At 69.1% G+C, this 17,896-nt stretch carries 13 protein-coding genes; 5 read left to right on the forward strand and 8 right to left on the reverse strand.

Annotated elements, in window-relative coordinates; translation table 11 throughout:
* Positions 1–107 precede the first annotated feature (107 nt).
* Entirely contained in the window at positions 108–1,784 is a 1,677-nt protein-coding gene (gene ettA / locus IT359_03980) for an energy-dependent translational throttle protein EttA (GenBank protein ID MCC6928133.1), read from the reverse strand.
* Positions 1,785–2,119: 335 nt separating this feature from the next.
* Between ettA and IT359_03985 the strand changes: the two genes are divergently transcribed.
* The 3 genes from IT359_03985 (at position 2,120) to IT359_03995 (ending at position 6,076) form a co-directional block, all read left to right on the forward strand.
* Entirely contained in the window at positions 2,120–4,648 is a 2,529-nt protein-coding gene (locus tag IT359_03985; protein MCC6928134.1) for a PAS domain S-box protein, read from the forward strand.
* 109 nt (positions 4,649–4,757) lie between these two features.
* Positions 4,758–5,498, forward strand: a complete 741-nt coding sequence (locus tag IT359_03990; GenBank protein MCC6928135.1) for a sulfite exporter TauE/SafE family protein — start codon at positions 4,758–4,760, stop codon at positions 5,496–5,498.
* The gene (locus IT359_03995; GenBank protein ID MCC6928136.1) at positions 5,495–6,076 is read left to right on the forward strand and encodes a TlpA family protein disulfide reductase; all 582 of its coding nucleotides are present in this window, start codon (positions 5,495–5,497) and stop codon (positions 6,074–6,076) included. Before IT359_03990 ends, IT359_03995 begins: the two co-directional genes overlap by 4 nt.
* Before the next feature lie 192 nt (positions 6,077–6,268).
* Here IT359_03995 and IT359_04000 read toward each other — a convergent pair whose 3' ends face one another.
* Both IT359_04000 and IT359_04005 read right to left on the reverse strand, forming a co-directional pair.
* Complete coding sequence (locus IT359_04000) at positions 6,269–7,774, reverse strand: hypothetical protein (protein ID MCC6928137.1); 1,506 nt, start codon at positions 7,772–7,774, stop codon at positions 6,269–6,271.
* The gene (locus IT359_04005) at positions 7,771–8,361 is read right to left on the reverse strand and encodes a 2'-5' RNA ligase family protein (protein MCC6928138.1); all 591 of its coding nucleotides are present in this window, start codon (positions 8,359–8,361) and stop codon (positions 7,771–7,773) included. Before IT359_04005 ends, IT359_04000 begins: the two co-directional genes overlap by 4 nt.
* A 237-nt stretch (positions 8,362–8,598) precedes the next feature.
* On the opposite strand from IT359_04005, the gene IT359_04010 reads away from it, so the two are divergent.
* Positions 8,599–9,579 (forward strand): pyridoxal-phosphate dependent enzyme, encoded by a 981-nt coding sequence (locus IT359_04010; protein MCC6928139.1) that lies wholly within the window; start codon positions 8,599–8,601, stop codon positions 9,577–9,579.
* Between the two features lie 337 nt (positions 9,580–9,916).
* Here IT359_04010 and IT359_04015 read toward each other — a convergent pair whose 3' ends face one another.
* The 5 genes from IT359_04015 to IT359_04035 form a co-directional block, all read right to left on the reverse strand.
* On the reverse strand, positions 9,917–11,506 hold the full coding sequence (locus IT359_04015; protein MCC6928140.1) for a serine hydrolase: 1,590 nt from the start codon (positions 11,504–11,506) through the stop codon (positions 9,917–9,919).
* Between the two features lie 19 nt (positions 11,507–11,525).
* Entirely contained in the window at positions 11,526–13,034 is a 1,509-nt protein-coding gene (locus tag IT359_04020; protein MCC6928141.1) for an amidohydrolase family protein, read from the reverse strand.
* A gap of 410 nt (positions 13,035–13,444) precedes the next feature.
* Positions 13,445–14,845 (reverse strand): amidohydrolase family protein, encoded by a 1,401-nt coding sequence (locus IT359_04025; protein ID MCC6928142.1) that lies wholly within the window; start codon positions 14,843–14,845, stop codon positions 13,445–13,447.
* The gene (locus tag IT359_04030) at positions 14,842–16,128 is read right to left on the reverse strand and encodes an amino acid permease (protein ID MCC6928143.1); all 1,287 of its coding nucleotides are present in this window, start codon (positions 16,126–16,128) and stop codon (positions 14,842–14,844) included. The genes IT359_04025 and IT359_04030 overlap by 4 nt, the downstream gene beginning before the upstream one ends.
* Before the next feature lie 67 nt (positions 16,129–16,195).
* Positions 16,196–16,909: a GntR family transcriptional regulator gene (locus IT359_04035; GenBank protein MCC6928144.1), complete on the reverse strand. Its 714-nt coding sequence runs from the start codon at positions 16,907–16,909 to the stop codon at positions 16,196–16,198.
* Between the two features lie 131 nt (positions 16,910–17,040).
* On the opposite strand from IT359_04035, the gene IT359_04040 reads away from it, so the two are divergent.
* Positions 17,041–17,862, forward strand: coding sequence for a hypothetical protein (locus tag IT359_04040; GenBank protein MCC6928145.1), 822 nt, complete (start codon positions 17,041–17,043; stop codon positions 17,860–17,862).
* Positions 17,863–17,896: the final 34 nt, after the last annotated feature.

The raw sequence follows: 17,896 nt of genomic DNA on the forward strand, positions 1-17,896 counted from the left end.
CGTCCCGTTAAGACGACACAAAGGTACCTCCGCGTCACAAGGCGGCCAGACCGCCGCGAGGAGCGATCTGGCCGCTGGTCGGAGGCGCTCGGCAAACGCGCGGGGCGCTACCCGCGCACCAACTTCCGGTACGCGATGCGGTGCGGCTGGTCGGCGTCGGGCCCTTTGCGCTTCTTCAGGTCCTCGATGTAGGCGCCGTAGTTGCCCTCGAACCAGACCACGTCCGAGTTCCCCTCGAACGCCAGGATGTGCGTGGCGATGCGGTCCAGGAACCAGCGGTCGTGGGAGATGACCACCGCGCAGCCGGCGAAGTCGAGGAGCGCATCTTCCAGCGCGCGCAGCGTGTCGACGTCGAGGTCGTTGGTCGGTTCGTCGAGGAGGAGGAGGTTGCCGCCGGTCATCAGCGTCTTCGCCAGGTGCAAGCGGTTGCGCTCCCCGCCCGACATGTTGGCCACCAGCTTCTGCTGGTCGCTCCCCTTGAAGCCGAACGATCCCACGTAGGCGCGCGAGTTCATTTCCTTCTTCCCCACCGGGATCGTCTCGCGCCCACCCGAGATCTCGTCCCACACCGTGCGCGCCCCGTCGAGCGTGCGCGTCTGGTCGCCATACGAGACCTGCACGGTCTCGCCCAGCTTGAGCGTCCCCTCGTCAGGTGTCTCCGAGCCGGTGATCATGCGAAAGAGCGTCGTCTTCCCCGCCCCGTTGGGCCCGATGATCCCCACGATCCCGCCGCGCGGGAGCGAGAAGCTCACGTTCTCGAAGAGGAGCTTGTCGCCGAACGACTTCTTGAGCCGGTCGGCAATGACGACGTCGTTGCCCAGGCGCGGGGCCGGCGGGATGACGATCTCGTGCTGCGTCACGCGTTCCTGCGCCGCCTCGCTCGCCATCTCCTCGTAGGCCTGCAGGCGCGCCTTGTTCTTGGCCTGCCGGGCACGCGGCGCCATGCGCACCCACTCCAACTCGCGCTCCAGCGTCTTCTGCCGCATGCTGGCCGACTTCTCCTCCTGCGCCAGGCGCGTCTTCTTCTGCTCCAGCCACTGCGTGTAGTTCCCTTCGTACGGGAAGCCGCTCCCGCGGTCGAGTTCGAGAATCCACTTGGCCACGTTGTCGAGGAAGTAGCGGTCGTGCGTGATGGCCACGACGGTCCCGGCAAAGTCGGCGAGGAAGTGCTCCAACCACGCCACGCTCTCGGCGTCGAGATGGTTCGTCGGTTCGTCCAGGAGGAGCATGTCCGGCTGCTCCAGCAGCACACGGCATAGCGCCACGCGGCGCTTCTCACCGCCGGAGAGTGTGGTCACGTCGGCGTCGGCCGGCGGGAGGCGCAGGGCATCCATCGCCACCTCGATCTTGTTGTCGAGGTTCCACAGGTCGAGGTGGTCGATCTTGTCCTGCACCTTGGCCTGTTCGTCCAGGAGCTTCTGCATCTCGTCGTCGCCCATGGGCTCGGCGAACTTCATCGAGATGTCGTTGAAGCGGGTGAGCAGGGCGCGCTGCTCCTTCACCGCGAGCTCCACATTCCCCTGCACCGACAGCGTCGCGTCGAGCTGCGGCTCCTGCGGGAGGTAGCCGATCTTGGTCCCCTGCGCCGCCCACGCCTCGCCGTTCCAGTCCTTGTCCACCCCGGCCATGATGCGCAGGAGCGACGACTTCCCCGCCCCGTTGCTCCCCAGAACGCCGATCTTGGCCCCCGGGTAGAACGAGAGCCAGATGTCGTTGAGGATGACGCGCTGAGGCGGGACCACCTTGGTCAGCGCCTTCATGACATAGATGAACTGCGGTGCCATGTATCGGGACGGAATCGGGGGTGGGGAGGGTACCGGCCAACGCGCGACCGCACGCCGGCGCGCCGGCAACGTGGGCCGGCACCGGGCGGTCGCGTACTTGGGGAGATGGCTTCGCGTGATGGCGTGAATCTAAGCGGGTTGAGACGAGGATCGCGCATCAAACGAAAGTGGCAACCTCGCGGCACCGACTCTGGCCATGTCGCCGGCGCCGCCGATATTTCATGTAGCAAGGCAGGGGCGCCGCCCGGATGTGCGCCCCGCGGAACCGTCAGGCAACTGCCGTGGCGTTCCGCGCGCAGCCCGCGATCGTGCGCGAGCCCTCTCCCCCCTCCGGCATGAGCTTCTTGGACCCTCAGGACCCTCACGGCGGCCACGAGCGTCTCGCCCTTCTGGCGCGAACGACCTCGCTCTTTGCTTCAGGCATCGACCTGAATGCCACGCTGCGGAACGTCGCGGACATCTTCGTCCCCGGCCTTGCTCAGGCGGCGGCGATCGACCTGCTGGAGGGCCCCGCCTTCCGGCGCGTCGCCTTCGCCATCGATGACGCCGGCGCCTCTGCGCCGCCACCGCTCGAGATGACGACGGAATCCGGGCTCTCGCCGCAGGAGCGCAGCATGCATGAGCTCCTGCAGCGCGGTGAACCGCTCGTCATCCAGGTGCGCGCCTTCGAGGACTTTCCGTACCCCCCAACGAGCGCCGCTCGCGCCGACTTCCTGCGCGCCGCCATGCCGCTCTCCGTGATTGTTGCGCCGCTGCGGGCGCACGGCGTGGTGTTGGGCGTGATGCAGGTCATGTCGATGCGGGGGAGCCGCACCTACTCCGCCGACGATGCGAGCCTGGTGGCCGACGTTGCCCAACGCGCCGCGTTCGCGATTCACAACGCGCGGCTGGTGCGTCAGCTCACCAACGAGCTCGAACTCAGCTCCAATGCGCTCTCGCTCCTCGAGGAATCGGAGCGTCGCTATCGCCGGATCTTCGAGGGAAATCCGCTCCCCCTCTGGCTCTACGACCTCGAAACGCTCCGCTTCATGGACGTGAACCCGGCGGCCGTGGCCGACTACGGCTACTCGCGCGACGAGTTCCTGGCCATGTCGATCCTCGACATCCGCCCCGACTCCGAGCGCGACAAGGTGCACGCCGCCCTCCGCGACATCGAGCGCGGGACCCACCAGCCGCGAGTCTTCCGCCACCGGCGCAAGGACGGGACGGTGATCCTCGCGGAGATACACTCGCACGACGTGGAGTTGGAAGGGCGCCGCTGCCGAATGGTGCAGGCAATCGATGTCACTGAGCGCGTACGCACGCTCCAGTCGCTGCGTAGCGCCGAGGAGCGCCATCGCCTCCTGACGCGCGTCACGAAGGAAGCGATCTGGGAATGGAACGGCGACAGCAACACGATGGAGTGGACGCAGGCCCTGTACGACCTCTTCAACTTTGCTCCTGACGAGGTCATCCCCACCGGGACGTGGTTCCTGTCGCGCATTCATCCCGACGACCTGGGACGCAGCCACGAGATCCAGCGCCTGATTGCCGAGTCGGGAACGGAGACGCTCACGGCCGCCTTCCGCTTTCAGCGCGGCGACGGGAGCTACGCGTCGGTGGAGAGCCGCATGGTCATTGCCCGACGCGACGGGAAGGTGGAGCGCATCGTCGGATCGCTCGCCGACGTCACCACCGAGCAGGCGGTGAGCGAGCAGCTGGCCATCGCGCAGCGCATGGAGGCGGTGGGGCGGCTGGCCGGGGGCGTGGCCCACGACTTCAACAACCTCCTCACCGCCATTCGCGGCTTTGCCTCGTTTGCCCTCGACGACCAGCTCCCGTCGAGCCGCGCCCGCGACGACATCGAGCAGATCCTGCAGGCGACCGATCGCGCCGCGGCGCTCACGCGCCAGCTCCTCGCCTTCTCGCGCCGCCAGGTGCTGCAACCGCAGGTGGTCCGCGTCAACGAGCTCCTGCGCAACCTGCTGAAGATGCTGGCCCGCGTGCTGGGCGAGGACGTCGAGGTGCAGACGTTCCTCGACCCCGACGTCGCCGCCGTCACCGTCGATCCGGGGCAGTTCGAGCAGGTCATCATGAACCTCGTGGTGAACGCCCGCGATGCGATGCCTAACGGCGGGCTCCTCACCATCGAGACGGCCAACGTCTTCCTCGACGAGGCCTACGCCGAGACGCACCTCAACGCCACCGCCGGCGAGCACGTGATGATCGCCATCACCGACTCGGGGACCGGGATGGATGCCGCGACCATGGCGCGCATCTTCGAGCCCTTCTTCTCCACCAAGGAGCGCGACAAGGGGACCGGGCTGGGGCTGGCCACGAGCTACGGCATCATTCGCCAATCGCTCGGCCACATCTGGGTCTACAGCGAGCCGGGCAAGGGGAGCACGTTCAAGGTCTACCTCCCCCGTGCCGCCAGCGACGACGCCTGCGTTCCTCGCACCACCTCCGAGGGGGCCATGCACCTCAGCGGCAGCGAGACGATCCTCGTGGTCGAGGATGACGACCGGGTGCGGCGCGTCTCCACCGGCGCACTCACGCGCCATGGCTATCACGTCCTCGAGGCACGCTCCGCCGAATCGGCGCTCAACGTCTTCAAGGCCGAGGAAGAATGGATCGCGATGGTCGTCACCGACATCGTCCTCCCGCGCATGAGCGGCCTCGCCCTGGTGCGAGAGATGCGGCAGCTACGACCCGAGCTGCGCGTTCTCTACGTCTCGGGGTACACCGAGAACGCCTTTCTCCAGTCGGGGGCGATCGATCCGGCGATGGACCTGCTGGAGAAGCCGTTTGCCCCCGAAGCGCTGGCGCGGCGAGTGCGCGCGATCCTCGATCGTCCGGCGACCCCGCGCCCGCTGGATTCGTAACCGGGGTCAGCGCGCTGGCGCGGCGCCGGTTGCGATTGGCTCGCGGCCACGGATAGCCCGCGCACACTCGCGAGAAACCTTCGGGCCGAGGGTTAGCTTGATCCCTCGTATGGATTTCTCGTCGATTGCGCAACACCTCTCCGGCTCGCCGGCAACCGCGCTCCCGCTCCTTTTCGTGGCGGGGGTGCTGACGTCGCTCACGCCATGCATCTACCCGATGATCCCGATCACCGCGGCGATTGTCGGCGGCCAGGCGGCGGAGGGGAGCGGCGGCGGCACTCGCGACGGGAGTGTGAGCATGCGCGTGCGCCCGCTCCTCCTCACCCTGAGCTATGTGCTGGGGCTCTCGCTCGTGTACGCCGGGCTCGGGCTCTTCGCGGGGATGACGGGGACGATGTTCGGGCGTGTGAGCACCAATCCGTGGCTCTACTTCGCGATGGCCAACCTCCTTGTCCTGGCCGCGCTCTCGATGTTCGACGTGATCCCGGTGCGGCTCCCCTCGTTTGTCCTCCAGCGCGCCGCGAGCGCCGGAACCGGGGGGCGAGTCGGTGGCGCGTTCGCGATGGGCGCAATGTCGGGGCTGGTCGCCGCCCCCTGTTCTGCCCCGGTAATGATCGCCGTCCTCACGTGGGTCACCGAAACGAAGAGCGGGGTGCTGGGTTTCATCTATCTGTTCGCCTTCTCCCTGGGGATGTGCACGCTCCTGGTCGTGGTCGGGCTTTCGTCGGGGGCCATCTCGCGCCTGCCGCGCGCCGGGGTGTGGATGGTGACGGTGAAGAAGCTGTTCGGGCTCGTGATGCTCGGCGTGGCCGAGTACTACTTCGTGAAGATGGGGCAGCTGCTGATATGATCGGTCGACTGAAGTTGATGACGCGCCGGGCGCGTGCTGGCGCGTTTGTCGCCGGCGTGCTTGTCGCCGGCGCGTTTGTCGCCGGCGTGCTTGTCGCCGGCGCGCTGGGGATTGCGCTCGCGCTCACGCCGGCCGCGGCGCGGGCGCAGCACGCGATCGACCTCCCGTTAGGCTCGACGCTCCCCGACCTCAAGGTCGAGACGCTCGACGGCCAGCCGGCCAGCATTGGCCCCTACATCGGGAAAACTCCGCTCCTGATCGAGGTGTGGGCCACGTGGTGCGAGAACTGCAAGGCGCTCGAGCCCAGGATCCTCGCCGCCAGGAAGAAGTACGGGCAGCAGGTGAAGTTCCTGGGGCTCGCCGTCTCGTTCAACCAGTCGCCGCAGCGCGTGAAGCTCTACATGGAGAAGCACGGCTTCGACGTGGAGACGCTGTACGATCGCAAGGGCGAGGCCGACGCCGTGTACGGCGTGAAGGCCACCTCGACCGTGATCGTGGTGAACAAGGCGGGGAAGATCGTCTACGCCGGCGCCGGCGGCGACCAGGACATCGAGGCCGCGATCCGGAAGGCGTTGTAGCTCGCGACGACGCGGCGCGGGATCGCGCGGCACGCGACGGCGCGGCGCGGGACGACGCGGTACGGGACGACGCGGCGCGAGACGACGCGGCGGGCGACGGCGCGGCGCGCGACGGCGCGGCGCGCGGCGGCGCCTCGGACGCGATCGTGCTGGAACGCGGCGCGCGGCGCCGCTCGCCCTTGCGGCGGAACGCTATCCCCGCGTGCCGTCCCTGGCTTCGCGCAGCAGCTGCACGCCGATCGCGTCCAGCCCGTCCAGCAGCCGCGCCAGGTGATCACGCCCGGTGCGCGGATTGATGATCGTCACCCGGAGCACGCGCCGGCCGTCGAGCAGCGTGGCCGTGATCCATCCCGCACCCGAGGCGTTGTAGCGCTCGCGCAGCTCGCGGTTGCAGTCGTCGAGCGCTGCCTCGTCCAGCGCCGCACCGGGGCCGCCGGTGAAGCGGAAGCAGAGGATGTTCGTCTCCGGCAGGTGCAATGCCTCGAAGTGCGGGTGCGCCGTCACCAGGCCGTGGAACTCGGCCGTGAGGTCGCACAGGTAGTCGTAGAACGCGGCAATTCCCGACTGCCCGTAACGGAGGATCGACGCCCACACCTTGAGCACGTCGCCACGGCGCGAGCACTGGAGCGAGCGCGGCCCCAGGTCGAGCACCGGTGCCCCACTCCCCTGGTGAAAGAGGTACGGCGCCGACTGGCTGAAGGCGCGGTCCAGCACTGAAGCGTCGCGCACCAGGACCATCCCCGCCGCCAGCGGCATCAGCATCATCTTGTGCGGGTCCCACGCCAGCGAGTCGACGCGCTCGATGCCGCGCAGTCGTTCGCGGTGCCTCGCCGTGAACAGCGCCGAGGCGCCGTGCGCCGCATCGACGTGCAGCCAAGTGCCGTGCGCCGCGCAGGCATCGGCAATCGTCGCCAGGTCATCGAAGGCACCCGTGGCCGTGCTCCCCGCGGTCGCCACCACGGCAAGGACGCGCCGCCCCTCGCCGCGCAGGCGCTTCAGCATGGGCGCCACCTGGCGCGCGTCCATGCGATAGCCATCGGAAGGGACGATGATGGCCTGCCGCACCCCCAGCCCCATGATCCCGACGGCGCGACTCACGGCGTAGTGCGCGTGCGCGCCGCACAGTACCACGGGCGCTTCGGCGCCGACCCCCTCCTCCCATGCATTCGGCATGACGCGCCCGCGCGCCGCCAGCAGCGCCGTGAGCGTCGCCTCGGTCCCGCCCGACGTGAAGGTCCCACCGCCCTCCGCCCCAAAGCCCGCCAGCGTGCACATCCAGCGAATCACCTGCCGCTCCACCATCGTCCCCGCCGGCGACATCTCACGCACCGCCTGCGAGTTGTTGAGCGCCGAGATCACCGCCTCGGTCCAGATCGCGACGGGGAGCGGTGGCGACACCTGGTGGCCCACGTACATCGGATGCGTGAGGCGGTTCGACTCCGCCATCACGTCATCGCGCAGGCGCTGCGCCACCACGTCGAGCGGTACACCGTCCCACGGCAGCGCGCCGGCGAAGCGCTCCGCCAGCTGCATCGGGGGCGTGCCGCGCGACACCGCACCGTCGCCCGCCCCAGCGGTGGCGAGGTACTCCACCGCCAGGTCGACCAGGCGATGCGCGGCCTCGGGTGTCGCATCGTCGGCAAGCGATCGGTAGGGCGTCGAGTCGCGGAAGGCGTCGAGCCGGTCGGGCCGCGTCATCCCTCGACCGCTCCTGCCGTAGTCCCGGTGAGCCGGAGCTCGAACAAGGGGCGCGGCGGGAGTGGCTCGTCGGTGAGCGAGCAGCGGATGTGGTCCACCACCAGCGGGGTCTCCAGCCGCACGGCCAGCAGCTCGCGGCGCTGCACGGGAGTCAGCGTCCGGAAGAAGGAGAGCGTCACGTGCGGCGTGAAGGAAAAGCGCGCCGGCTGGAACGACAGCCCGCTGCTGGCAATGCGCTCATGCAACTCCCGCAGGGGACCGTGATGGTCCACGGGGAGGACGATGATGTCGGTCTGCATGAAGCGAATGGGATGGAGGAAGGCAAGCTCCATCGGCGGCGTGGTCGCCGCGATCGCCTGCATCACCTCGAGCAGCTGCTCGCGCGGAGTGCGGGGGTCGATCGGCCCCACCCCCGACGACCCGGCCAGGGTGAGGTGCGGCGGGAGGTAGTTGGCGAGCTTGGGATCGTAGCGATGCTGAATGGCGTGGATGCTCTCTCCGGCGGGACCCCGGGCATCGATGACGACGAAGATCCCGGGACCTCGTCGCCATTTGTCAGAGAGTTCGGCGTCAATCGATGAGGACACGTGCTGCGGAAACGAGTAAGGCGGGGGAGGGGTTAGCGCGGACACGGAGCCGTGCGATGGCACGCCGGTGCGCAAATGGACGACGGGAATGATATGGTACAATGCGAGCTGTTTCGATGGTGCGCGTTGAGGGGTGGGGAGGCATCTTGGTTTCGGGGGGGGCCCCCGCACCCCACCCCCCAGATTCTCCCATCTCCCATCTCCCGTCCCCCCTCCCCCGGCACCCGTCCGCCCCCCATGCCCCTCCCCGCCGCCCGCGACCGACTCCTCGCCCTTCCCCACATCGCGCTCGGCGCGCTCCCCACACCAATCGACGACGCCCCCCGACTGCGCGAGGCCATCGGCATGGGAGCCCGCCTCGTCATCAAGCGCGACGATGCGCTCCCCTTCGGATTCGGCGGCAACAAGGTGCGCAAGCTCGGACTCGTCGCCGCCCAGGCGCAGCGAGAGCATATCGACACGCTCATCACGTGCGGCGGCGTGCAGTCCAACCACTGCCGAGCCACCGCCGCCACCGCCGCCCGGCTCGGCATGGCGTGCCACATCGTCGCCAACGGAACGCCCCCCGATCGACTGAGCGGCAACGCCCTGCTCGACCACCTCCTGGGCGCACAGGTCACGTACGTCGCGCAGCGCACCGATCGCGCGCCGGGCATGGAGTCGCTGGCCCAGCGCCTCCGCGCCGAGGGACGCAAGCCGCTCATCATCCCGTTAGGCGCGTCGACCCCCCTCGGCGCGCTCGGCCTGACGCTGGGCGTGGGCGAGATCGCCCGCCAGGGGATCGTCCCCGACGTCATCGTGCACGCCACCTCATCGGGCGGGACCCAGGCCGGGCTCCTCGCTGGCTGCGCCTTGTTTGGGCTCCGCACGCGCGTCATCGGGATCAGCGCCGACGATCCCGTTGCGGACATCGCACACGTGGTCGCCGGGATCGGCGCCGGTATCGAGGAGTTGCTGGTCCTGCCGCACGGCGCGCTCGGCCTCGAGGCACGCTTCGAGGCCGATGCCTCGTACGTGGGCGATGGGTATGGGATCCCGAGCGAGGCGTCGCGTGAGGCACAGTCGCTCGCCGCGCGCACCGAGGCGCTCTTCACCGATCACTGGTACACGGCCAAGGCGCTCGCCGGGCTCATCGCGATGGCCCGCGCCGGGCGCTTCCATGACGGCGAGACGGTGATGTTCTGGCACACCGGCGGGCAGGTCGGGCTCTTCGCCTGAGGTCGCGCACGCCCCCGATAGAAGACGGGCGGCGCATCGTGCGCCGCCCGTCTCGTGTGGTCGCCCCTGCTTCTTGAACTTGAGCGCGGGTTGCGGTGCCGCCTGGACGAGCGTGGCGCCGGTCGCCTTCCCGCCCGTCATCTCGAAATCGACCAGGAAGCCATCGGGAAGTCCTGGCGGTCCCGTTAGGCGGAAGCGCGTGGGCGTCAGCGCCACCAGCGAGTACCTCGGCTGCCCGGGAACGGTCATCGTGACCGTCCCGCCCACCACCTGCACCTGGACCTCGAACGGCGCCTGGTCCGGCTTGTACGTGCCGGCCAGCGCTTGCAGCTGCTCCTCATCGAGCGTGACCGCCGCTGTCGGCGGCCGGCGGCGCCAGTCGGAACCTGGCCTCGGGGGCAATGTCGAGCCTCAACTCCGACGGCTTCCCCGCCGCATCGATCATGAACGTCGCCATCGGCTTGCCTAACGTCCGGTTGTCGAGCACGACGCGGAACGAGTCGTAGTTCCAGTGCTCCAACGTCCCGCCAAAGCGACCGAACTGGAGGCGCAGCGCGCCGTCTCGCGCGGTGACCACCACGTCACCATACAGCGAGTCGTTGTACGTCCCCGCGTACTTCGCCGCCTCGAGCGACGGCCGGGTCCCCGCGATGCGCGCCTTCTCCATCGCCGCTTCCGCCTTCTTCCCCGCCTCGGTCAGGGGGGCGAGCATCTTCAGGTACTCGGCGTTCCAGTCGCGCGGCGTGTCGCGCGTGTACAGGTCGAAGACGTACGGGAAGATCGACTCCGGCGCCGGCGTCCCGTTGAGGTTCGTGAGGACCACGACCCCCAGCTTCTCGTCCGGCAGCATGGCCACCATCGCCGACATCCCGTCGATGTTGCCGCCATGGTGCACGGCGAGGCGCCCGTTGAAGTCCTGCAGGAACCACCCCATCCCGTACGAGGCGAGGTTGGCCCCCGGCGCCAGGAAGCGGCCGGTGGGCCCCTCGAGGCGTATGTGCGTGTTGGGGAGCCACATGTCGCCGTGGTTCCCCGTGGTGATCAACTGCTTCCCCGCGAATTTCCCGCGCCCCAGCTGCAAGCGCACCCACTGTGCCATGTCGCGCACGTTGGAGTTGATCGAACCGGCAGGCGCAATGTTGTCGATGTTCTTGTACTGAACCGTGAGCAGCGTGTCGTTGAGCAGGTAGTGCGGGGTTGCCACGTTGGGGCGCCCGGCGAGGGCGGTGACCGACGTCGACGACGAGGTCATGCCGAGCGGCGCGAAGATCTTCGTGCGGATCTGATCGTCCCACGACGCACGTTCCACCGCCGCCACCGCCTCGCCGGCCGCCAGGTACATCAGGTTCTGGTAGCCGAAGGTCGACCGGAACGACCAGGTCGGGGCCAGGTAGCGCACGCGACGCAGGAGATCGGCGCGATCGAAGCCGCCGATGTACCAGGCGAAGTCGCCGCGCGCGAGCCCGCTTCGATGCGACAGCGCATCGCGCACGGTGAGCTCGCGCGAGGCATAGTTGTCGTACATCGCGAACCCGGGGAGGTAGGCTGAGACCTTCTCGTCCCACTTCATCTTCCCCTCGTCCACCGCCATGGCCACCAGCGCCGCGGTGAACGCCTTGGATGATGAGCCGATGGCGAAGATCGTGTTCGCGTCGACCGTCTCGTCCTTCCCCACGGTGCGCGTCCCGTACCCCTTGGCGTAGACGAGGGAATCGTCCTTCACGATCGCCAGTGCGATCCCCGGGACCTTCCATGCCTTCATCGTCGCCGCCACGTAGGCGTCGAGCTTCGCATAACGAGCGGCGTCGCCGCCGCCCTTCCCCTTCTGCGCCGCGCCGCTCGTGCTGAGCACGGCCACCAGGAGCATGGCCGCCCCCGTCCGCGCCGCCGCCGTGCCCAGCTGCAACCTCCAACGTGCGTTGATCATTCCGTCCCCCATGCGAGTGTCAGTGACCGCGTCCCGGGCCGTACAGCACCTGCCCGGCGCGAACGCCCGTGTGCTTCCCCTGCTCGACCGTCACCACGCCGTTCACCAGGACGTACGCGATCCCCGTCGGCGTCGAAATCGGGGCATCGTACGTCGCCTTGTCGTCGAGGGTGGCCAGGTCGAAGATCGTGACATCGGCCCAGTTCCCCTCCTTGATCGACCCGCGCCCCGCCAGCCGCATCCGCGTCGCCGGCCACGAGGTCTGCTTGCGGATCGCCTCCTCCAGCGACAGAACCTTCCGGTCACGTGCATAACGAGACACCACGCGCACGGCGTTGCCGTACATGCGCGGATGCGGCAGCCCCGTCTGGTCCACCGAGCCCGGTGCGAGCGCCGCCCCGGCGTCGCTCCCGATGCTCGTCCACGGAAAGCGCAGCGCCGTCTCGATGTCCTGCTCGCTCATCATGTGGTAGATCGCCATCACGCGCCCGCTCCCTTCCAGCACGAGGTCCCACGCCGCATCGGCCGGGTCCTTCCCCATTTCCCGCGCAATCTGCGCGATGGTCTTCTGCTGGTACTTCACGTTGGCCGGGTTCTGCGCGTTCACCAGCACCACGCCGTCCCACCCGCCAGCTGCCTCGATGATGTTCCACCACCCTGGCGATCCGGTCTGCACCTCGCGCTTGAGGCGCGCGCGAATCGCCGGGTCGGCGAGGCGCTTGCGCAGCGAATCGCGCCCGCCATCGGCGGCCCACGAGGGAATCGTCGCCTCGAGTCCGGTCCCGCCGGCCGTGTAGACATAGAGGTCGGCCGCGACGTCAACGTTGCGCGCGCGCGCCGCCTCCACCGCCTGGCGGATGGAGTCCATCAGGATCCCCCACCCGGGACGGTACGCCACCTTCAGGTGAAAGACCTCGCCCGGGAGCCCCCCTTCCTCGGCGATTCGGATCAGCTCGCGCACCGACTGCACCACCTCCGCTCCCTCGCCGCGGATGTGCGAGGCGTAGGTCCCGCCGTACTTCGCCGCCACCTTGGCCAGTTCGATGAGTTCCTCGGTGGTGCTGTACGAACTGGGCGGATAGATGAGCGCCGTCGTCATCCCCATCGCGCCGGCGCGCATCGCCGAGTCCATGCTGGCGCGCATGCGGTCGAGCTCTGCCGCGTTAGGCGCGCGGTTGAACGACTGCAGCACCGCCACGCGCGCCTGCGTGGCCGAGTAGTAGTTGCCGAAGTTGATGCTGATGCCCTGCTTTTCCAGGTTGGAGAAGTACTCGCCGATGCGCGACGCCGGGACGGGAAAGCCCCCCTCGCCGCCGATCGCCGTCGTCACCCCCTGCAGCAGCTTGTTCTGCGCCAACCCGTTGCGCGGCAGCACGCCGCCGGACTGGTCCATCATGTCGATCCATCCCGGGGAGACGTAGAGCCCCCTGGCGTCGATCTCCTTCGCGCCGCGCCCGGTGATCTTGCCGATGGTGGCGAACTTCCCGCCGATGATGCCGACGTCGGCCAGGATCCATGGGTTCCCCATCCCGTCGAGCACGCGCCCATTGCGGATGACGACGTCGTAGTCGGCGCCGCCAAGTCGTGCCCTGGCGTCGAGCGCCTCGCGCGAGGCCTGCGCCGACACGGCAGGGGCCACCGCCGGCGCCGGCGCCGAAACGGGAGCCGTACGACAGGCGACCACCCCGAGCCCCAGCAGTGCGGACGCCGCGAGCGGGCGAAGGGAAGCGAGCACTCCGGAACGAAGCGAGCGGACGTGGGCGGAACCATGCGAGGCGCGCGCGGCCATGCGGCGGACTCCTGGGGGAGGGAGGAGCCACAATTGTATACAATTTCGCGTGCCGTTCGCAACGGCTCCCCGCCCCCGCACGACGCCCGCGTTCGCACGGCGCCGCCAACGCAGCGCGCCCGCGCGCCCAGCGACGGCGATGTCGGGCGCTACTTCACGCCGAACGGCGCCGGTCCCGACTTGGGAACGTGACGCGGAATCGCCACACGCCCGCCCTCCACCACCACCCAGCCGTCGCGAATCACCGTCTCCACCTTCGCCAGGTCGTCGAGCCGCTCGTCCGGACGCCCGCCGACCACCAGCACGTCCGCAAGCTTCCCCGCCTCGAGCGTCCCGAGCTTGTCGTCCATGTCCAGCAACTCGGCGTTCGTCTTCGTGGCCGCCACCAGCGCCTCGAGCGGCGTGTACCCGGCCGCGGTGAAGTACTTGAGCTCGTTGATGTACGGCGTTGGCAGCTGACGGAACCAGTCGATCACGAGGTCGGTGCCCACGCCCAGCTTCACCCCCGCGCGCCGCATCCGGCGCAGCACGTCGAGGTTGAGCGAGTCGTTGAAGTTGAAGCGGCGCGACGTCGACGCGAAGTAGCCACCCCCCGAGGCGGCGAAGAGAATCGTATAGACATAGACCGTGGGATCGGCCTCCACCTTTCGCTCCGCCATCTTCCGGATCACGTCGTCGGTGCGCGGCAGCGGGTGCTCGATCATGTCGACGCCGGCGTCGACGGCGCGGTCGATATAGAAGGTCTCGCAGTCGCAGGTGACCTTGAGGCCGAGCGCATGCGCCTCGTCGACCGCGGCCTTCACCTCGTCGACCGAGAAGTGCGAGGCAATCTTGATCACGTCGGCGCCGCGCCGGAACATGTCGCGCACCGCCTCGCGCCACTGGTCGGCGCCGGTCGCCGTGCGGATGGAGCCGGTGCTGTTCACCTCCAGCGCCCCCTCCGAGCCGTGCCCGCCGGGCGCGGTGATCAACTGGCCGGCGGCAAAGACGCGCGGCCCCACGATGTCGTTCCGCGCCACCCACTCCTTGAGGCGGAAGGGGACGTCGCCCTCGGAGGCCACGTCGCGCACGCTGGTGATCCCGCTCTCGATGAAGTAGCGCAGGCGCTGCACCGCGCGCAGCGTCCCATCGGGATCGCTCGGCATTTCCGAGTTGGAGTATGGCGGGTCGAAGTACGAGAGGTGCGTGTGCAGGTCGATGAGCCCGGGGAGCACCGTCTTCCCGCTCACGTCGACGACGCGGGCCTCCCGGGGCCAGTCGGTCTCGTTAGGTCCGAGCACCTTGGCAATGCGGTTGCGCGTGATGACGACCGTGGCGGCACGCGCTGGCGCCCCGGTCCCGTCGATCAGGCGCCCCCCGCGCAGCACGATCGTCCCCTCGGGGCCGCGCGGCGTGGCCGGCATCGGGACACGGCGCGGGTCGTCGGACGTGACCTGGTTGGGACCGAGCCACTTGCGCCGGTCCTGGGCGCGATCCTGCCCCTGCGCCGCCCACGGCAACGTCACCACGGCGCTCCCCACCAGCAGCGCCATTCGAACGATCGACTTCATGCTCCCTCCCTGCGTGGCGTGAGTTGAACCCGGTACAGCACGGCGCCGGCGGCCAGCGCGCCAGCAAAGGTCAGGACGCTCCCCGGGCTCTGGGCCACCGCCAGCGCCAGGAAGGCAATTGAGATCACGACGAGCCCCCAACCAAAGAAAGCGAGCACCGCGGGCGAAGGCTTGAACGGCGAGCGTTGCCAGGCGACCGGAGCGCGGGCCGGCAGGCGCAACGCCGACAGGCCGAGCATGGCCTGCACCGTCATCATGCACATCGCCGTGAGGATGGCGTACTCGCGAATCGACGCGCCGGCGGCGGTGGCGAGGAGCGACGCCGCCCCCAGCGCGAGCACCGCCGGGCGAGGGATACCCCCCTCGTCCCGCGCGAGCAGGCGCGGGAGGCGCCCGTCGAGCGCCAGGGCGCGCACGTCGCGCGCCTGCGTGAAGAAGATCCCGTTCACCGACGTGGCGGCGGCGAGCAGCGCGCTCAGCACCACGGCGCGCGCAAAGCCAGCCCCGAAGTGCTCCTCGGCCATGCGCCCCACCAGCGCGTTGGCGCTCGCCGGCGTCGTCGTGTCGCTCAGCAGCACCATGGCGATCACGAACAGGAGATACAGCGCGAGCACGACGGCGAACGAGATGGCCAGTGCGCGCGGGATCGTGCGCCCCGGTTCCCTGATCTCGCCGCCAACCTCGATGAGAACCTGCAGCCCTGCATAGCTGAAGTAGGCCGCCACCGCCCCGGCAAGGACCGGCGACCATCCGTGCGGCACCAGGGGCGAGAGTCGTCCCCAGTCACCGGCGACGAAGCCGCCAGCTGCAAACGCGGCCAGCACCACGGCGAAGAAGACGACCATGGCCGCCTGCGCCGCCACGGTCACGGTGACCGGCGTGAGGTTGAGCAGCACGAAGGCGAGCACCACCCCCACCGCGCAGGCGCGCGCATCGATCGCGGGGACGAAGAAGGCGATGTAGTCGGCGAAGCCGTAGGCAACGAGCGCTGCCCCGATCGCGCCGGCGCAGACGATGAGCCACGCGGTGAGAAAGGCGAAGAAGGGCGACATGGTCTCGCGCACCCCGACGTACGACGCCCCGGAGACGGGAAAGGCGTTGCCCACCACCGCTCCGGCCACGCACGTGAAGACGGCGGGGATCGCCGCGATGGCGTACGACAGGATTACCCCGGCGCCGGTCGACGGGAGCAGCTCGGCGGGGAGGACGAAGATCGATGCGCCGATGACGTACCCGACCAGCGTGGCCACGGCTCCCCAGAGCCCGATGCGACGTTCGTGCATGCGTGGGTCGCTCGCGCCGGCCGCCGTGATGAGTCAGCCGTGCCGCGGCGTCAGGCGCAACGCATCCTCACCACTGCCCGCGCTCGCCCACGTTCGTGATCACGCTCCCCAGGCGATCGGCGGCGTTGCGCCAGTTGGTCTGCACGGACTGCTGTGCCACGTCGGCATTGCCTGTCTTGATGGCCTTGATGATGGTGACGTGCTCGGCCACCGAGGGGGTGAGGTCGCGGGAGAGGAGGGAGACGTAGATGCGTTCGTAGCGTTCGGCCTGGGGCTTGACCGCGTCGTGGAGGGCGAGCAATCGGGGGCCGGCGCCGATCTCGACATACCGGCGATGGAACTTCTCGTCGAGTTCCCAGAGCCGGTTGTGGTTCTGCTGCTTGGCGTCGGCGGCCTTGCGGAACTGTTCGTTGATGGCGGTGAGGTCGGCGGCCAGCTTCTCGCGCTCGGCGGCGGGGCGCTGGGCGGCGAAGCGCGCGGCGAGCCCTTCGATCTCGGCGACGATGGAGAAGAGTTCGCGCGCGTCCTCGCGCGTGAGGGGGGCGACCGTGGGTCGCGACTGCTGCAGCGCCGGCGAGTCGAGGATGTAGCCTTCCTGCTGGAGGCGTTGGAGGGCGCCACGCACCGGCGTTCGCGAGACGCCGAGGCGCTGCGCGACGTCGGTCTCGACGATGCGCGTTCCGGGGGCGAGCTGTCCGCGCACGATGAGTTCGCGGAGCTTGCGGTAGACCAGTTCGGGACGTGCCGCCCGCTGCGGGGCACCCTTCATCGACGCGGCCATCAGGCACCCTCCCCCGTGCGGCAGAAACCGGCTCTTCTCTCGCGGGTCAATTTTGTATACAATTGCTGCGGCTCCTGACTCTACGACTCTTGTGGAAGGGACGCAAGAGCACCGGCCCCAACGATCCCCGCATGTCCAATCCGCTCGACACCGTCACGATCCGCGACCTCGCCACGCTCGAGGAGTACGTCGAGTGCGTGGACCTGCAGGAAGAGACCTGGGGGCGCGGCTTTTCGGAACGCGTTCCCGGGGCAATTCTTCGCGTCTCGCAGAAGATCGGCGGAGTGACCGCCGGCGCATTCGACTGTAACGGACGAATGATCGGCTTTGTGTTCGGCATGACGGGCATTCGCGACGGGCGTCCGGCGCACTGGTCCGACATGCTGGCGGTGCGGGAGGAGGCGCGTGGGCGCCACATCGGCGACCAGCTCAAGCACTACCAGCGGGAAAAGTGCATTTCCCTTGGCGTCCAAACAATGCTCTGGACGGCCGACCCGCTGGTGGCGCGCAATGCGCACTTCAATATCAACCGCCTTGGGGCGCGCCCCGTCGAGTACGTGGAGAACATCTACGGCGCCAACACGGGGAGCACGCTGCACGGCGAGCTACCCACGGACCGCTTCGTGTACGCGTGGGAGCTGATGCAGCGCTTCACGCCGTCGCCGGGGAGCGACGCGGTCCTGGCGGGCGACGACGACCGTCCGCTGGCGAACCCGCTGGCGCTCGACGGCTTGCCCGCCTTTGCCGCCGATGTCGCGGCGCGCTCGGTGCGCGTGCAGGTTCCGCACGACCTGGTGGCCGTGCAGGGTGCCGGCGGTGACGACGCGATGCGGTGGCGGCTGAGTGTCCGCGCCGCGTTCGGCGCGCACTTTGCCCGCGGCCTCAAGGTCGTCCGCTTTGTCCGCGCGCGCGGCGACGCATATCCCTACTACGTTCTCGAAGCCTCGGAATAGCACGTTCCGTCATCCCCCAGCCTTCGCTGGGGCA

This window comes from Gemmatimonadaceae bacterium (genome assembly GCA_020852815.1).
Classification (GTDB): Bacteria; Gemmatimonadota; Gemmatimonadetes; order Gemmatimonadales; family Gemmatimonadaceae; genus SCN-70-22.